12 protein-coding genes and 3 rRNA genes are annotated in these 18,824 nt (G+C 31.4%); all 15 read left to right on the forward strand.

The annotated features are described in order from the left end of the window. Positions 1-127 precede the first annotated feature (127 nt). Positions 128-1,363 (forward strand): aminotransferase class V-fold PLP-dependent enzyme, encoded by a 1,236-nt coding sequence (locus tag MPUT_RS01310; protein WP_014035006.1) that lies wholly within the window; start codon positions 128-130, stop codon positions 1,361-1,363. 3 nt (positions 1,364-1,366) lie between these two features. Further along, positions 1,367-1,810: an iron-sulfur cluster assembly scaffold protein gene (locus MPUT_RS01315; protein WP_014035007.1), complete on the forward strand. Its 444-nt coding sequence runs from the start codon at positions 1,367-1,369 to the stop codon at positions 1,808-1,810. After that, positions 1,797-2,363, forward strand: coding sequence for a 5-formyltetrahydrofolate cyclo-ligase (locus MPUT_RS01320; protein ID WP_014035008.1), 567 nt, complete (start codon positions 1,797-1,799; stop codon positions 2,361-2,363). The genes MPUT_RS01315 and MPUT_RS01320 overlap by 14 nt, the downstream gene beginning before the upstream one ends. A gap of 226 nt (positions 2,364-2,589) precedes the next feature. Then, a complete protein-coding gene (locus MPUT_RS01325; RefSeq protein ID WP_014035009.1) occupies positions 2,590-3,873 on the forward strand; it encodes a glucose-6-phosphate isomerase in 1,284 nt (427 codons plus the stop codon). Between the two features lie 88 nt (positions 3,874-3,961). Beyond that, positions 3,962-4,444: a hypothetical protein gene (locus MPUT_RS01330; protein WP_014035010.1), complete on the forward strand. Its 483-nt coding sequence runs from the start codon at positions 3,962-3,964 to the stop codon at positions 4,442-4,444. Further along, on the forward strand, positions 4,431-4,934 hold the full coding sequence (locus MPUT_RS01335; RefSeq protein WP_014035011.1) for a dUTP diphosphatase: 504 nt from the start codon (positions 4,431-4,433) through the stop codon (positions 4,932-4,934). Before MPUT_RS01330 ends, MPUT_RS01335 begins: the two co-directional genes overlap by 14 nt. Before the next feature lie 14 nt (positions 4,935-4,948). Further along, positions 4,949-5,716, forward strand: coding sequence for a TrmH family RNA methyltransferase (locus MPUT_RS01340; RefSeq protein WP_014035012.1), 768 nt, complete (start codon positions 4,949-4,951; stop codon positions 5,714-5,716). Between the two features lie 162 nt (positions 5,717-5,878). Next, positions 5,879-6,085 (forward strand): aldehyde dehydrogenase family protein, encoded by a 207-nt coding sequence (locus MPUT_RS03795; protein WP_231992270.1) that lies wholly within the window; start codon positions 5,879-5,881, stop codon positions 6,083-6,085. A 46-nt stretch (positions 6,086-6,131) separates the two neighbouring features. Next, positions 6,132-7,295 (forward strand): aldehyde dehydrogenase family protein, encoded by a 1,164-nt coding sequence (locus tag MPUT_RS01345; protein WP_231992271.1) that lies wholly within the window; start codon positions 6,132-6,134, stop codon positions 7,293-7,295. Between the two features lie 322 nt (positions 7,296-7,617). Next, positions 7,618-9,140, forward strand: a 16S ribosomal RNA gene (locus tag MPUT_RS01350). A 222-nt stretch (positions 9,141-9,362) separates the two neighbouring features. Continuing rightward, a 23S ribosomal RNA gene (locus tag MPUT_RS01355) occupies positions 9,363-12,268 on the forward strand. A 64-nt stretch (positions 12,269-12,332) separates the two neighbouring features. Further along, positions 12,333-12,441, forward strand: a 5S ribosomal RNA gene (rrf, locus tag MPUT_RS01360). The 16S, 23S and 5S rRNA genes sit together here, the layout of an rRNA operon. A 121-nt stretch (positions 12,442-12,562) precedes the next feature. Next, positions 12,563-17,002 (forward strand): FtsX-like permease family protein, encoded by a 4,440-nt coding sequence (locus MPUT_RS01365; protein WP_014035013.1) that lies wholly within the window; start codon positions 12,563-12,565, stop codon positions 17,000-17,002. Between the two features lie 82 nt (positions 17,003-17,084). Beyond that, positions 17,085-17,702, forward strand: coding sequence for a hypothetical protein (locus tag MPUT_RS01370; RefSeq protein WP_014035014.1), 618 nt, complete (start codon positions 17,085-17,087; stop codon positions 17,700-17,702). Between the two features lie 57 nt (positions 17,703-17,759). Continuing rightward, positions 17,760-18,812 (forward strand): phenylalanine--tRNA ligase subunit alpha, encoded by a 1,053-nt coding sequence (gene pheS / locus MPUT_RS01375; protein ID WP_014035015.1) that lies wholly within the window; start codon positions 17,760-17,762, stop codon positions 18,810-18,812. Positions 18,813-18,824: the final 12 nt, after the last annotated feature.

Consider the following 18,824-nt stretch of genomic DNA (forward strand, 5'->3'; position numbering starts at 1 on the left):
TTTAATTATATCTTAGTAATCATTTTGTCAACTACTAAAATTTTTTCTCTTTTCCTAAAACTAGTTGATATTACAATAAAATATATAAGATAATAAGCTTAAATATAATATTAAAGAGGTCGATAGAATGGATAAGTTTATAAACATCAGAGAGCAATTTCCAGTTTTAAAAAACAACCCTAAAATGATTTATTTTGATAATGGAGCAACAACATTAAAACATCAAAGTGTGATTCAAGCTGAATTAGATTTTTTAAATTATATTAGTGCTAATCCACATTCTAGTGATTATCAAACCGGATTTCAAGCAGTTGAGATTTTAAACCAAACTAGAAGTTTGACTAGAGAATTTATTAATGCTAAAAAAGATCAAGAAATTATTTTTACAAGTGGAGCTACTCATGCATTAAACCAAATTGCTAAAGGTCTAGCTCATTTAATTCAACCAGATGATGAAATTTTAATCACTAGTTTAGAACATTCAGCAAACTTATTGCCTTGAATTGAAGTTGCAAATAAAACTAAAGCAGTTGTTAAACCGTTATTTTTAACTGATCACTTTAGTATTGATCTAGATAAGTTAGAGTTATTAATTAATTCAAAAACTAGAGTTGTTAGTTTTGCTCATATTTCTAATACCACAGGTTATGTTAATGATGTTAAAAAGATTGTTCAAAAAATTAGAAGCTTAAATTCAAATACTATTATTGTAGTTGACGCTGCTCAATCAGCTGCGCACGCTAAAATTGATGTGCAAGACTGAGATGTTGATTTTATTGCAATTGCTGCTCATAAAATGTATGGGCCTTTTGGAATTGGAGTTTTATATGGTAAATACCATTTACTAGATCAGCTTGAACCACTTTTATCTGGTGGAGGGATGAGTTTAGAAATTGAACATGATCTTATTAATTATCAGTTAGCTGAACTACCTAGACGTTTAGAAGCAGGAACACCAAACATTTCTGCAATTGCTGCTTTTAAAAAAACTCTTGAGTTTTTAAATGATTTAGGTATTGAAAATATCGCTAGTTATGAACATTATTTAAAAAGTTATTTAATCAAACAAATTAAGTCAAATGATTTAGAAAAGTATGTTACTTTTTATAATATTAATAACCAATCACCATTATTAATTTTTAATGTGAAAAACATTAATCCACAAGATATTGCACATTTTTTAGATTCAAAATATAATATCGCTACTCGCGCTGGAGCACATTGTGCTAGAAGACTAGTTGATGTGATTGATACTAAACTAACAGTTAGAGTGACTTTTGCAGTTTATAACACTACTACTGAAATTGATCAATTAATCAGTGCATTAAAAAATGCTGATAAGTTCTTAGATGCTTTATTTTAATTTATGATAGATATAAACAATGATCTTTTATTAAGAAAAATTTTAATGAAACACTTTTTAACTCCAGATCATAAAACTGCAAACTTTGATACTAATCTAGCTATTAAACACTTAAAATCTAATACTTGTGCTGATCAGTTAACAATTCAAGTTGAAATAGTTAATAAGATAATTAAATTAATTAAATTTGATGGTAGTGCTTGTGTTGTTGCGACTAGTTCAACTGATATACTAATTGATCAACTAATCAATAAAACTATTAAACAAGCTAAAGAACTACTTTTTAAATACCAAGAGTTTCTTAATTCTGGAAAGTTACCTGCTGATTTTGATCTAGATCAATTAGTTGTTTTTAAAAATCTTTATAAACAAAAAAACCGTATTGGTTGTGCAAGTTTGATGATTGAACCATTACTAGAACTATTTTTTGAATATGAACAAAACTAATTTAAGAAAACTTTTGTTATTAAAAAGACAAAATTTTTCTAATACTTATATAGAGACTAGTAGTTTAATGATTACAAATAAAGTGATTGAATTTGTTAGTAAGTCTCAATTTCAAGAAATCTGTCTTTTTTTATCTACTAAATATGAAGTGCAAACCAAACTAATTATTGATTGGTGTTGACAAAATAATATTAAAGTTTATGTACCTAAAGTTTTAAATGATCATGAGATGGTGATGATCAGATATTTAGCTACTAACCACACTAGTTTAAATAGGTTTAAAATTTATGAACCGATTAATCAACAACTAGCTGATTTAACTACTATTGATTGTGTTTTTACTCCATTGGTAGGATTTGATACTAGTTTAAATCGAATTGGCATGGGTAAAGGGTTTTATGACAGGTTTTTTAGTTTAAATAATTTAAATAACTTTAATTATTTAAAAGTTGGTTTAGCTTTTAATCAACAATTTGTTGATCATCAAATTACTACAGATAGTTATGATGTTAAACTAGATTTGATCATAACTGAAACCAAAATTTATAGTTAATTGATCTAATAAGCTAGGTCAATATTATTAATATAGTGTTATTTTAAAAAAATGAACCATCTTATCACATGTATTACATATAGCAAATAAGAAATATTATTTTTTAAAAGATAATCTAACTGTAAAATTAAAAAGAGAACTAGCTAGTAAAATGATCAGACTAGTTTTAATAATGGTTTATGATCTTTTAAAATACTTCTAGTTGTTCTGTTTAAAAGAGGTAGTTATGATTAAAATAAATTTAGAAAATATCGGTGTGGATTTTGACAAAATTGTTGATGAAGCAAAAATCAAAAAAGTTCATGAACTAATTGTTAACAAACAAGGAAAAGGTAGTGATTTTTTGGGTTGATTAGATTGGCCTGAAAATTATGATCAAGCTGAATATCAGCAAATGAAACAAACTGCTAAAAAATTACGTGAGCAAATTGATGTTTTACTAGTAATTGGAATTGGTGGATCTTATCTAGGAATGCGTGCTGCTGATGAGATGATTCGTGGTTTAAAACACCAAGATAAAGTTGAAATTGTTTATGCAGGTCATACTATGAGTTCAACATACACAGCTCAGCTAGTTGACTATTTAAAGAATAAAAAGTTTGGTATTTGTGTCATTTCTAAATCAGGTACAACTACCGAACCAGCAATTGCTTTTAGAATTTTTGAACAACAACTAATCGATAAACTTGGATTCGACAAAGCAAAAGAACTAATTGTTGCTATTACTGATAAAAATAAGGGTGCTTTAAAACAGTTAGCTAATCAAAAAGGTTATCAAACTTTTGTTATTCCAGATGATATTGGGGGAAGATTTTCAGTTTTAACTCCTGTGGGAATTTTTGGATTACTTGTAGCTGGAATTAACACTGATAATATTTTTCAAGGAGCTAGAAAAGCTAAACAAGAACTAACTAGTGGTGATTCATCAAATGCTGCTTATAAATATGCTTTTATTAGAAATTATTTATATAACCAAGGTTATCGAATCGAAGCATTAGTTAGTTATGAATCACAATTACAAATGTTAACTGAATGATGAAAACAATTATTTGGCGAATCAGAAGGAAAAGATAATCAAGGACTATATCCAAGTTCAATGATCTTTTCGACTGATCTACATTCGTTAGGACAATGAGTTCAACAAGGACCTAGAAACTTAATGTTTGAAACAATTATTAAAATTAATACTCCAACTAGTGATTTAACAATCAAATCTGATGATGATAATTATGATGGGCTAAACTATTTAACCAAAAAAAGCTTACATGAAATTAATCAAACAGCACTTCAAGGTGTGGTGCAAGCTCATGCTGTTACTGGTAAAATGCCAAACATCATTTTAGAGTTTGACAAAATGAACGATCAGCAATTTGGATATCTAGTATACTTTTTTGAATTAGCAGTTGCTGCTAGTGGTTATTTATTAGATGTAAATCCATTTGATCAACCAGGTGTTGAAGTTTATAAATATAATATGTTTAAACTATTAAATAAGCCAGGGGCTAAATAATTGCACTCTCTTTAAGCTAGTATTTTAAAATTAACTTTTTGAAGTAAAATAGAATTATTTATGATTAATCATCAAGAAAGGAAATTTTATGAACGAAATCAAAGAGTTAACAAGTGATAATTCAAGTAACTTACAAAATAACAATTCTTCAACTTCAAATCAAAAACTAACCACTAAATTTAGACATGGAATTATTTTTGGTTTGGCTTCAAGTGGAATGTCAATCTTTTCATCTTTTATGTTTCTTGTTTCTTTTAGCATTATTTTAAAACAAAGTATGAACATAATTGATGATAAAATGAATGAATTTGGTTCACTTTGATCAATTCTTCAAACTTATAAAACTATTATCTATATTTTTATTTTCATTAGAATTCTTGTTCAAGTAGTACTAATAATTTTAATGGTTATTACTTTGAAAAAACAAACTTACAAATACAAAGTTTTAATAGCTGTTCTTTTAATTATAACCAGTGGATTATTAGGAATTATTGGAGGAATTTTAATTCTAATTGCTGATACTAATAGTCAAACTAATAAAACAGTTGGAGAGGCTAATGAATCACAATAATATCTTAAAGTGATTAAGTGAAAAACAAATTCAACTAGATTGTTATATTGCTAGTAAAAAAGGCTTTCTAGTTGATCAAGAAATTTTAAATAAAAAGATTGTTGCTTTTTTAGTTGAATTAGGCGAATATGCTAACGAAGAAAGAAGTTTTAAATACTGATCTAATAAAAGTCAAGCAGAATTAGCTATTCAACTTGATGAATATATAGATTGTCTTCATTTTTTAATCAGCATTGGAAATCAGATTAATTATGATTTTGATCACTTTAACTATCAAAGTTTAAACTTTAACAACAATCTTGATGCTTATTTTAGAATTGTAAACAAATTAGCTGATTTTATTAATAATCAAACAAATGACAATTATTATCAATTATTAAATTCATTTTTAAATATTTCTGAAGTTAAAAATTATACTCAAGAAATGATTGTTAATGCATATAAAATTAAAAATGAAGTTAATTTTAAAAGACAAGATAATAATTATTAAAGGTAAGAGATTTTATGGAAAAGATCACCTCAACAGCAAATCCTAAAATTAAAGAAATTTTAAAACTAAAAGAATCTAAGCACCGTAATGCTAAAAACTTATTTTTAGTCGAAGGTTTTCATATGGTTTTAGAAGCTTATAATCACAACATGGTTAAAACGCTACTAGGTACTGAAAAGAGTTTAAAAGTTTTAAAAGATGAAATTCCAAATATTGATCAAGTGATTGAAATTTCAGACAATGTTTGCAAAAAACTTAGTGAGACAATTACAAGTCAAGAAATTTTTGCTGTATGTAGTATGCCTGAAAAAAATCAGATTGATCTAGATCATAACATCTTATTACTAGATCAGATCCAAGATCCAGGTAATTTAGGAACTTTAATTAGAAGTGCAGCAAGTTTTAACTTTAAAACTGTGATTGCTTCACCAAATAGTGCTCATTTTCACAACCAAAAAGTTTTAAGAGCAACTCAAGGTAATTTATTTAAAGTTAATTTGAGTAATGAATATTTAATTAAAGTGATTAATCAACTGCACGATAATAATTACATTATTATTGGAACTTGACTTGATGATAGTGCTAAACCATTACAAAAAATTAAATTTGATTCAGATGATAAGTATGCTTTAATCATCGGAAATGAAGCTAAAGGGATTTCTCCAGAATTATTAGATCTAATTGATGTTAATATCAAAATTGAAATGATCGAAAATGTCGATAGTTTAAATGCTGCTGTTGCCGGATCGATTATTATGTATCAAATCAATAATGCTAAATAACTATTAACTAACTCACTAAACAGTGAGTTTTTTTATGACAATTGCTATTTAATTAAAGACTTTTTAGCAAAGTTAAAATTACTTGTGATTTTTTAAGACATAAATACTCTTAAATACTTTTTATATATAATTTTATATAGATATTAAAAGGAGAAAGTTGTTATGTACAAGTTCAAAGCTCTTATTAATGGTAAATTATATGACAATAATAAAGATTTACAAATCACCAATCCAGTTGATAATTCAGTTGCAGGAGTTGTTCCAAGTTTGACAAAACAAGAAATTGATCAAGCTTTTTTAAGCGCTAAACAAGCTCAAAAAAACTGAGAAAACACTGATTTAGAAGCTCGCATTGCAATTATAAAATAAATGAAAAGAACTAATTGATCAAAATAAAGAACAACTAGCAAATATTATGATGAGTGAAATTGCTAAATCTTATAAAGATTGTTTAACTGAAGTTATTAGAAGCATTGAATATATTGATCAAACTTTTATTGAAGCCAGAAACTTAAAAACACTAATTATTGATGCAAGTAAGTATGGAGCTAAAAATAAGATTGGAACTTTTATTAGAGTTGCTAAAGGAGTTGGAGTTGCCATTAGTCCATTTAACTATCCAATCAATTTATCTTTAGCAAAAATCATACCAGCTTTGGTCACTGGAAATAGTATTGTTTTTAAACCAGCAACTCAAGGAAGTTTAATTGGAGCTAGACTAGGTGAACTTGCTTATCAAGCTGGATTGCCTAAAGGAGTTTTAAATGTTGTTACTGGACGCGGCCGTGAAATTGGAGATCTTTTAATTACTAACCCACTGATTGATTTTATCTCTTTTACAGGTAGTGTTGAAGTTGGTAAAAGACTGCTTGAGATTAGTTCAACAAAAGATGTAGTTTTAGAATTGGGTGGTAAAGATCCGGCACTTGTTTTAGATACTGATAATTTAGAAAAATATGCTAGTGAAATCGTTTCAGGAGCTTTTAGTTATTCAGGTCAAAGATGTACAGCAATTAAAAGAGTACTAACAACAAATCAGATTGCCGATCAACTAGTTGAGCTTTTAAAGCAAAAAATCGATAAACTAACTGTTGGTTTACCACAAAATAATGCTGATATTACTTGTTTAATTGACAATAAATCTGCTGATTTTGTTTGACAATTAATTAATGATGCTAAAACTAAGGGTGCTAAAATTGTTACTGGTGATCACAGAGACAATAATTTAATTTATCCAACTTTGGTTGATTATGTTACAACTGATATGAAACTAGCTTGAGAAGAACCATTTGGTCCAGTTTTACCAATTATTAGAGTTGATTCAGTTGAACAAATGATTGAGATTGCTAACCAGTCTAAATTTGGTTTACAAGCAAGTATTTATTCTTCAAACTTAGAAAAAGCTTTAGCAATTGCCAAACAACTTGAAGTAGGAACAGTTAATATTAATGGTAAATCACAACGTGGTCCAGATGTTTTTCCTTTCTTAGGAGTTAAAAATTCAGGATTTGGTGTTCAAGGAATTATTGATACGTTATTATTTTCAACAAGATATAAAGGAATTGTAATCAATAATTAGACTTTTAAAAGATTTAGTTTTAAAATACTTCAATTTAGACCTTCTGTAGACTGATTCAGAAGGTTAAATTTTTGTCAAATTAAAAAAAATTAAAAAAAATAAAAAAACTATTGTTTTAAATAATTAATAAATATATACTTATCTTTGTCACTGAGAAAACAAGAAAATTTCTTTCTTGAAAATCAATACGATCTTTGAAAACTAAATAGAACAAATTATTGTACAAATCTTGTCAAAAAGATGAATTTGAGTAATAAAAATACTTATATTAAACAATAACAAAATAGTCAGAATCTACTTAAATTTTTATAAACACAATTTTTAAAATGAGAGTTTGATCCTGGCTCAGGATAAACGCTGGCGGCATGCCTAATACATGCAAGTCGAACGGGGGTGCTTGCACCCCAGTGGCGAACGGGTGAGTAACACGTATCTAACCTACCTTATAGCGGGGGATAACTTTTGGAAACGAAAGATAATACCGCATGTGAATCTTATTATCGCATGAGAAAAGATTGAAAGAACCGTTTGGTTCACTATGAGATGGGGATGCGGCGTATTAGCTAGTAGGTGAGGTAATGGCTCACCTAGGCGATGATACGTAGCCGAACTGAGAGGTTGATCGGCCACATTGGGACTGAGATACGGCCCAGACTCCTACGGGAGGCAGCAGTAGGGAATTTTTCACAATGGACGAAAGTCTGATGAAGCAATGCCGCGTGAGTGATGACGGCCTTCGGGTTGTAAAGCTCTGTTGTAAGGGAAGAAAAAATAAAGTAGGAAATGCCTTTATATTGACGGTACCTTACCAGAAAGCCACGGCTAACTATGTGCCAGCAGCCGCGGTAATACATAGGTGGCAAGCGTTATCCGGATTTATTGGGCGTATAGGGTGCGTAGGCGGTTGTGCAAGTTTGAGGTTAAAGTCCGGAGCTCAACTCCGGTTCGCCTTGAAAACTGCATTACTAGAATACAAGAGAGGTAAGCGGAATTCCATGTGTAGCGGTGAAATGCGTAGATATATGGAAGAACACCTGTGGCGAAAGCGGCTTACTGGTTTGTTATTGACGCTGAGGCACGAAAGCGTGGGGAGCAAATAGGATTAGATACCCTAGTAGTCCACGCCGTAAACGATGAGTACTAGGTGTTGGGTGAACTCAGCGCCGCAGCTAACGCATTAAGTACTCCGCCTGAGTAGTATGCTCGCAAGAGTGAAACTCAAAGGAATTGACGGGGACCCGCACAAGTGGTGGAGCATGTGGTTTAATTCGAAGCAACACGAAGAACCTTACCAGGGCTTGACATCCAGTGCAAAGCTATAGAGATATAGTAGAGGTTAACATTGAGACAGGTGGTGCATGGTTGTCGTCAGTTCGTGCCGTGAGGTGTTGGGTTAAGTCCCGCAACGAACGCAACCCTTGTCGTTAGTTACTAACATTAAGTTGAGGACTCTAACGAGACTGCTAGTGTAAGCTAGAGGAAGGTGGGGATGACGTCAAATCATCATGCCCCTTATGTCCTGGGCTACACACGTGCTACAATGGCTGGTACAAAGAGTCGCAATCTCGCGAGGGGGAGCTAATCTCAAAAAACCAGTCTCAGTTCGGATTGAAGTCTGCAACTCGACTTCATGAAGCCGGAATCACTAGTAATCGCGAATCAGCTATGTCGCGGTGAATACGTTCTCGGGTCTTGTACACACCGCCCGTCACACCACGAGAGTTGGTAATACCAGAAGTGGGTAGCTTAACCGCAAGGAGAGCGCCTCCCAAGGTAGGACTAGCGATTGGGGTGAAGTCGTAACAAGGTATCCGTACGGGAACGTGCGGATGGATCACCTCCTTTCTATGGAGTTAAATTTATTAAAGACTATTTTGGTTCTATTTAGTTTTCAGAGATTGTATAGTCTCTGACAAACGATTGTTCTTTGAAAACTGAATATTAGATGAAATGCAATTTTCTAATTATAACAATATATAATTAGATAATTTATTACGAAATTATTTCGTAATGACATCAAACAATTAACTAAAATTAATTGAGTTACAAATTGCTAGAAAGATTTTCTAAAAAAATAGTAAGAGCATATGGTGAATGCCTTGGAAAATGGAGCCGAAGAAGGACGTGACTACCTGCGAAAAGTCTGGGGGAGCTGGAAGTGAGCTGCGATCCCGGAATGTCCGAATGGGGAAACCTAACATGATTTATCTCATGTTGTCAGCAAGTCAATACATAGCTTGTATGATGGGAACCTAGGGAACTGAAACATCTTAGTACCTAGAGGAAAAGAAAATAATAATGATTCTGTTAGTAGTGGCGAGCGAACACAGAACAGGCCAAACCACTCTACGGGGTGGGGTTGTAGGACTTTTGTTAGAGTTACAAAGTGATTGTATAATAGAAGCTATTGGGAAATAGCGGCATAGAGGGTGATACCCCCGTATATGAAATATAATCACCTCGAAAAAGTATCCTGAGTACGGCGAAACACGTGAAATTTTGTCGGAATCTGCCAAGACCACTTGGTAAGCCTAAATACTACCATTTTACCGATAGTGAACCAGTACCGTGAGGGAAAGGTGAAAAGCACCCCGAGAGGGGAGTGAAAAAGATCCTGAAACCATATGCTTACAAGAAGGTAGAGCCCGTTAATGGGTAATACCGTGCTTTTTGTAGAAAGAGCCGGCGAGTTACTATTGCATGCAAGGTTAAGTCGATATAGATGGAGCCGTAGTGAAAGCGAGCCTTAATAGGGCGTTTAGTATGCAGTAGTAGACACGAAACCGGGTGATCTAGCCATGAGCAGGTTGAAGTTAGGGTAAAACCTAATGAAGGACCGAACCAGTATTCGTTGAAAAGACTTTGGATGACTTGTGGCTAGCGGTGAAATTCCAATCGAACCCGGAGATAGCTAGTTCTCCCCGATATATCTTTAAGGATAGCGTTATGTGAATTGTTGTGGAGGTAGAGCACTGAATCTATGATGGCTGCACCTAGCGGTACTGATTAGAATTAAACTCCGAATGCCATAACTTGTACATAGCAGTCAGAACATGGGTGATAAGGTCCATGCTCGTGAGGGAAACAGCCCAGATCGTCAGTTAAGGTCCCTAAATATAAACTAAGTGTGTAAGGATGTGGAATTGCACAGACAGCTAGGATGTTGGCTTAGAAGCAGCCACCATTTAAAGAGTGCGTAACAGCTCACTAGTCGAGTGATTCTGCGCCGAAAATGTACCGGGGCTTAAGTTTATTACCGAAACTACGGATTGTATGCAAATACAGTGGTAGGGGAGCGTTCTAAATGCAGTGAAGTCAGACCGTGAGGACTGGTGGAGCGTTTAGAAGTGATTATGCCGGCATGAGTAACGTTTGGAAGTGAGAATCTTCCATGCCGTTTGACCAAGGTTTCCTGGGCAAGGTTCGTCCACCCAGGGTTAGTCAGGACCTAAGGCGAGGCCGATAGGCGTAGTCGATGGACAACAGGTTGATATTCCTGTACCAGTTAGTTAGTGATGGAGTGACGAAGAAGGATAGTGTATCCCGAGGATTGGTTGTCTCGGGCTAAGCACAAAGACGGTAACATTGGCAAATCCGTGTTATTTAACGTTGAAGTGTGATGGGGAGTGAACGGTTCGCCTAGTAACGAAGTATATGACTCCACGCTTCCAAGAAAAGCTTCTAATTTAATAACTAATTGCCTGTACCTAGAACGAACACACGTGGTCAAGGAGAAAATCCTAAGGCAAGCGAGATAACTGTAGCTAAGGAACTCTGCAAAATAACTCCGTAACTTCGGAAGAAGGAGTGCTCATCTTTGATGAGCCGCAGTGAAGAGGGAGGGGCAACTGTTTAACAAAAACACAGCTCTCTGCTAAGTCGCAAGACGATGTATAGGGGGTGACACCTGCCCAGTGCCGGAAGGTTAAAAGGAGAAGTCAGCGCAAGCGAAGCTTTGAATTGAAGCCCCGGTGAACGGCGGCCGTAACTATAACGGTCCTAAGGTAGCGAAATTCCTTGTCAGGTAAATTCTGACCCGCACGAAAGGTGTAATGATCCCTTCGCTGTCTCGGCTGCAGACTCGGTGAAATTTTAGTACCGGTGAAGATGCCGGTTACCCGCAACTAGACGGAAAGACCCCGTGGAGCTTTACTATAACTTGATATTGAAATTTGGTGTAACGTGTAGAGGATAGGTGGGAGACTGTGAGACTAGCACGCCAGTGCTAGGAGAGTCAACCTTGGAATACCACCCTCGTTACATTGGATTTCTAACTTCGACCCGTGATCCGGGTTAAGGACAGTGTCTGGTGGGTAGTTTGACTGGGGCGGTCGCCTCCCAAAGAGTAACGGAGGCGCTCAAAGGTATCCTCAGTATGGTTGGAAATCATATGTAGAGCGCAAAGGTAGAAGGATGCTTAACTGCGAGACTTACAAGTCGAACAGATACGAAAGTAGGACTTAGTGATCCGGCGGTCCCGTGTGGAAGGGCCGTCGCTCAACGGATAAAAGTTACCCCGGGGATAACAGGCTTATCTCCCCCAAGAGTTCACATCGACGGGGAGGTTTGGCACCTCGATGTCGGCTCATCGCATCCTGGAGCTGTAGTCGGTTCCAAGGGTTGGGCTGTTCGCCCATTAAAGCGGTACGCGAGCTGGGTTCAGAACGTCGTGAGACAGTTTGGTCCCTATCTGTTGTGGGCGTTGGAAAATTGCAAAGAGCTGTTCCTAGTACGAGAGGACCGGAATGGACGCACCTCTGGTGCTCCTGTTGTCACGCCAGTGGCACAGCAGGGTAGCTATGTGCGGACAGGATAATCGCTGAAGGCATCTAAGCGAGAAGCCTCCTTTAAGATGAATTTTCCCATTCATAAGATGTAAGATCCCATGTAGACCACATGGTTGATAGGATGGATGTGTAAGTGCTGCGAGGCATTAAGCTAACCATTACTAATAGATCGAGTGACTTTTTAGAAAAAGCAATTTTAACTAGCATTTTTAACTAATATTTAGTTTTCAAAGAACAATCAAACACCTGATCTGGTGGTTATAGTGTAGAGGTCACACCTGTTTCCATGCCGAACACAGAAGTTAAGCTCTATTACGGTGAAAATATTGCATTTGTGAGAAGATAGCAAGCTGCCAGTTTAATTAAGAACCTTCGGGTTCTTTTTTTAATTTGAGTAAACTAAAAACTTTAAAAGTGGTTAGCAAATAAAACGGTGATAATTTATAATTATTATTAGCATGATGCAAGGAATTAAATTATATGAAGAATATAATCAAAAGTTATTTAAAAACCTTCTTTCAAAAAAACTTTGTTACTACCTTTGGAATCTTATTTTTTATAATTTTACTTTCAACTGTAATTATTGGAATGTTATCAACACCATTGCAATTAAATACAAAAATTAATCAACAATCAAAAACTAATCTTAAGTATAATTTTTTAATCAGAAGTCAAAATATGACTTATAGTCCTGAATTTAACTATCAATATTTTTATTTAAATAAAGATCTTGATCATGAAACTAAAAATACCAAGATTAAAAGCGTGCTTTCAGAGCATTATATCAAAGCAGTTAATAGTCAAGTTGCTAAAAATTTTAAAGAGATAAGTGCTAAAAAAGAACATGATAGATATCTTTTAGATTTTAATAAAGCACAAGACATACCAATAATTAATTTTATTAGCAGTTTAATTAGAGATGATTTAATCAAATATCGAACCGGAGCTTTAATTAAAAGTTCAGCTTCTATTATAGCTTCAGAACAAGAAAAAAAAGATATTCTTAAAAATACAACAAATAAAATAATTGATCGAACAAAAACAGAAATCGAACAAAAAATAGCAACAGATGCTAAAAAATTTAAAGATTTAAAATTTACTTCTTTTATCTCAGAAATTTATAAAGCTTATGCAAAAGTTGACAATTTTTTAATTACTAATGGTGTTAAATCAATTGATAAAAACCAGATTAGATCAATAGCTCAACAAGCTGTTGAAATTTATAAACAAAATGACTACAATGGTCTAGTTAAATTTATCTTTGAAAAGACCAAAACTGTTTTAGAACAAATTAGAGAAGAACGATCAGAAATCTATCTGCCAACTTTTGATATGTTTAGTGTTGAATTTGAAAATCATATTCTAAGTAAAAATCATCACGATGATCGAATTTATCTGATAAATAAAATTTTAGAAAATCAACCAAACTATGCTGTGCAAATTAACAAAACCTTTGTTTTAAAAGAACAAGAAGCAGGACAAATTTTACCTAAAAAAATCTTGCAACTAACTTCTGATAATCATCATTTAAACCAACAATTCAACCAAGTTCAGTTTGACAAAAATTATGAAGACTCTCACTTTACAAATACTTGAATAAGTAATTTTGATTATGATTCAACAAAACCAAAACCTGAAATAATTATTACCTCTTCATTTGCAAGAGACAATAATTTAGAGATTAATGATACTTTTTTAATTCCTAATTCTAATATTGGTGATATTTTCTTACAAACTATCGACAAAAAAGATGCTTTCTATCTGGGACCAATACAAGCAAAAATTGTAGGGATTGGATCAACATTTGATGATATTGCTTCTAAGATTTCATTAAATGATTTTTTTCAGTCTAAGTCAAGTTTTTTATACGGATATGCTAATCAAGAGTTTATTAATCAATTAAGAGAATCTCGCTGAAGTTTTGCAAGTCAAAAAGATTCGGGATATGGAGTTGAAATTAGAATTAAAGATCAAAACGATTATGATATTTCAAATTTAAGTAAGGTTTTTTCTAATGTAAAATTAAAAAATGCTACAGTTGGCCAACCAACAACTGTTTCATTTTTTGATAGATCCTTTTCACCATTTATTGAATGAACTTTTTCAAGAGTTGCTAAAGGAATTAACAATATTAGAATCCAAGTAATTATTTATATGATTTTAGGATTTGTTGTGCTTGTGTTGGCATTTATCTTTATTAACTTTGCTTTAAGAAAAGAAATGAATGAAACAAGACGACAATTGGGAATCTTTAAATCATTTGGATATAAGGTTGCTGAATTATCGTGGATCTTTGCTTTAAAAACTTGAATCACGATCACTTTAGGAATCGTTATCGGATATTTACTTTCAACTCCTATTCAAATTTATGCAGCTTCAAACTTTACTAACGCTGTGACATTTACTTTTAAAAGTGTTTATGTTTCACCACTTTTATTTATTAACTTATTTATTTTGATACCAGCAGTATTTTTATTATTATCTTATGCACTAACTATTTTATATATAAGAGAACCTGTGCTATCTTTAATGAATAATGCTAAAAAAGCCAAAAGAAAAGTTAAAAGTGGATGATTCACTGATTTACTTTCAAAACGTAATATTGGATTTGGTTATCGAATGAGATTATCATTTATTAAGACTTCAAAAGGTAAGTTTGCAATCATTCAGATCATTTTTGTATTTAGTTCACTAGCATATGCATTATTGTTTGGTGCACAAACGATTTTAAACCAATCAATTAATCAGAGTCTTGCTGAAATAAAAGCTGATGTTGATCATCGAACAGTTTGGAAAAACAATAAAAGCATTGATATTAGCACACTTAATGGTAAATATAGTTTTATCAAAAATAACACCGATGATAGAACTGAGTTAACTTATCATGATTTAAGTAATAAAAACCCAAATGAATGGTTAAATCAAACTGATGGTCAAAATGATATGCGTTATCGTGTAGAATTATTATTAAAACTTATTAGCAATAGTTATCATAAGACAAGTAATATGAGAGATAAACTTTCAATGTTTGTTCCACAAAAATATGCTGTGAAACGTTTATCTCCACTTATTGGTCAAAATAAACAGCTAAATAAACCTGAAGAGTATTCAGTGTTAAAAGATGAAAAAAATTACTTTTTAACTTTAATTGCAAGGTTTAATTTATTAAATGACTCTGAATGATGAAAAACAGCTCTAGATCAAATTAAAGCAAATCGAAAAGTTGATATTGATAATTCGAAAATCAGTACTGAGTTATTCGATATTTCTGCAAATGCAAATCGTCAAGATGAGATGTCAAAAACTGTTGCAGGACTACAAGCTAAAACTAGTGATTCAAAAAATCCTAATAGTAGTATCTTTTTATCTTCAATTGCAAAAACCTTTTCATACAAACTAGCACAAGCTTATAGTTTATATCAAATTTATTTAGATTATAAAAATAGTAGTGATCAGAATAATTTTAGTATTGAAAAAAGTTGAGAAAAATTATTAAGTGATGAAGCATTAAAAGAATTTGACCCAACCAATCAAAAATACTGATCAATAACTGATAATCCTTTAATTGAAGAAATTACAAAAAAAATTGTTTTGTCATCGTCATCTAGTGATCAGTCTTCAACTTCAGTTACTCCAACTTCAATTAATTCATTGATTGGAGCTAGTAATTTATCAAATGCTAATCAAAATGTTTTGATGTTATCTTTAATTTTGCAAGAAATGCAAAGCAATTATGTAAATGATCCAGTGATAACTTTTAATCAAATGTTATATGATAAAAAAACTGATTTATTATCTTCATCAGTTTTAGCAAACTTTGTTAAAGATTCAGGATTATTAAGATTAAATTTATATGATTTTAATAGTCCAAATTCTGCAAATGTAAGTGACTTTTTAAACTTTGAAGATATCACTGAACAGCAATTTAGCAGTTTAAAAGATAAACTACAATTTAATAACAGTCCAATGTTTAATGTGATTGTTCCTTACTATTATGCTAAAGCTAACAATATAGGTTTATCAAGTAAAATAGCACTACAAACTAAAACTTCAGTTGCAAGAAAATTTTATTTAAATGTGATTGGAATTAATAAATCAATCACACTCTCACTAGTAAGAACTCCTGAATTTGTTTTAGATTATAAAACTTTTGCAGATGTAATGTTTAACAAAGATCTGTATGATAACCAACCAAAATACTTTAATACTTTATGATCAAAACACAAATTAATTGAAGGTGAGTTTGATTTTAAAGATCAAGATAACCCATTTAAATATATTAAATATTATGGTCAAAACATCGCTTTAGATGTACAACCATCCAGTCCAGTATTTTTATCATTATTTAGCAATGTCTTTGATGAGTTTAATGATCTTATTGGAGTTTATAAGCCAGTTGATTCACAAATTGATATTTATAATACTGCAAATCCAACTTCTGATAAAAACTCAAGACTAGGCTCAGAAGTAATCCCATTTAACCTAGGAAAACAGGGAATTAAACGAGTTTTAAAAGTCACAAATCAGATTATGATTATCTTTATTTTATTAATTACTTTCTTATTAACTATTATTTTAGTTGTGGTAATGAATATTGTTGTTGGCGAATCTAAAAAAACCATTTTAGTTTTAAGAGCAATCGGATATAAAGATATTGAAGTTAACTGAATTGTCATGGGAAGTTATGTGATTGGAGCATTTATTTGTTTTATCTTTGCTTATTCATTATCTAATGTTATTTGATTATCGTTTTTATACTATGTAAGTAATAAGTGACAAATTTATATTTTCTTACCATTTGATATTAAGAATCTAATTATTACATTTTCAATTATTTCACTAGTACTATTTATTGGTTGATTCTTTTCAAATAAACAAGTTAAACAAACTCCACTTACACAAGCTACTCAAGCAGAATAAAAAAAGTATGCTTTAAAACCAAGCATACTTTTTAGATTTTAAAATATTAATTTAGAATCTAATTATTAGGATAAGGAGTTATATGATTGATTTTAAAAAGACTTCAGATGACTTTTGTTTGAAATTTGCAAGTAAAGATATTAAAACTAAATACCAAGATATTAGAATTAATTGAGCATTTGATTCATTTGAACTAATTATTTCAAAACCTAACTTTATAACTTATTTACAAAATAGTTCAAAATTAAAGTTTTCTTATTTGATGATTGAAAGTATTGAAAATAAAATTGATCAGTTAAGAATTTTGTTTGCTAAAACTAACAAAGCTTGTCAAACCTATTTAACTGAAACTCAAGATTCTGAGTTTTGTAATTTGCAATATCAAAAATTTTTATTAAATTGTTATACAACTTTAAAACAATTTATTAATAACAATTTAATTACTTGAATATTTTGCGATGCTTTAAAACAAGCTTGAATTGAGTTTAATAAAGCATATGACCCTGATTTTATGTACCAATACCAGTTTGAAAAACTAGAATGACTATTTCAAAAAAACTTATATAATATTTTAAAAGCTATTAGTAAGAAACTTGCAAACGATGATACTTTTAAAATTTTGATTAATGCTTATACTTTAGATTTAGAGCAAAAACACAAAATATTAGTTGAAATGAAAAACCAACTTAAAAGGTTATAAGTAATAGCAAAAGTAGTAAAATATTTACAATTGCTTTGATAGAAAGCGTGAGATTCTGTGTTAGAAAAAATCAAAAAAATATTAGATAGTTTTAATTTAAAACTTGATTTAGTACATTTTTTAAATGATCTTGAAGAACTTAAAAAAGAATTCTTAGGTAAAGAATCTGAACTAAATTTAATTTTAAAATCAATTAAAAATATCAACCAGCAAGAAAAACAACAAATTGGTAAATTAGCAAATGAAATTAGAAATGAAATTATAAGTAAACTTGATTCAAAAACCAAACAATTAAAAAGAATAATTTTATTAAGTCAATTAGAAAAAGAAAAACTTGATGTTAGTTTAATTTCAAATAATTTTAAGTTTGGAACTAAACATCCACTAAATCTTGTAATTGAAGAAATTAGTGATATTTTTACTGAAATTGGCTTTCAAATGGTTAGTGGAACTGAAGTTGAGCAAGATCTTTATAATTTTCAGTTACTAAACTTACCTTTAAATCATCCAGCAAGAGATATGCAAGACACTTTTTATTTAAATTCAAGTACTGTTTTAAGAACTCATTGTACAAATATCACTTCAAGAATGTTATCAAAATTAGCTAGTTTAAAAATTGATGATCAGCAACTAGCTGTGATTAGTTATGGTAATGTTTATCGACGTGATGATGATGATGCAACTCATTCGCATCAGTTTATGCAAATTGATGGTTTTATGATTGGAAATAAAATTAGTTTTGCTAATTTAAAATGAATTTTAAAATACATGTGTCAAAGACTATTTGGAAAATCGGTTTTAATTAGAATGCGCCCAAGTTATTTTCCCTTTACTGAACCAAGTGTTGAAGTAGATGTTAGTTGTTTTAAATGTCAATCTCAGGGTTGTGCGATTTGTAAGTATTCAGGTTGAATCGAAATTTTAGGTGCTGGAATGATTAATCAGCAAGTGATGCAGCTAAATGGACTTGACCCCTTAACAACTACAGGACTAGCTTTTGGAATTGGAATTGAAAGAATTTGTATGCTAAAATTTGGAATTACTAATATTCGTGATTTTTATGAAAATAACGTTAAATTTTTAGATCAGTTCTTATTTTATCCAGAATAGGAGAATTATAAA

Origin of the sequence: Mycoplasma putrefaciens KS1 (genome assembly GCF_000224105.1) — a bacterium.
Taxonomy (GTDB): Bacteria; Bacillota_I; Bacilli_A; order Mycoplasmatales; family Mycoplasmataceae; genus Mycoplasma; species Mycoplasma putrefaciens.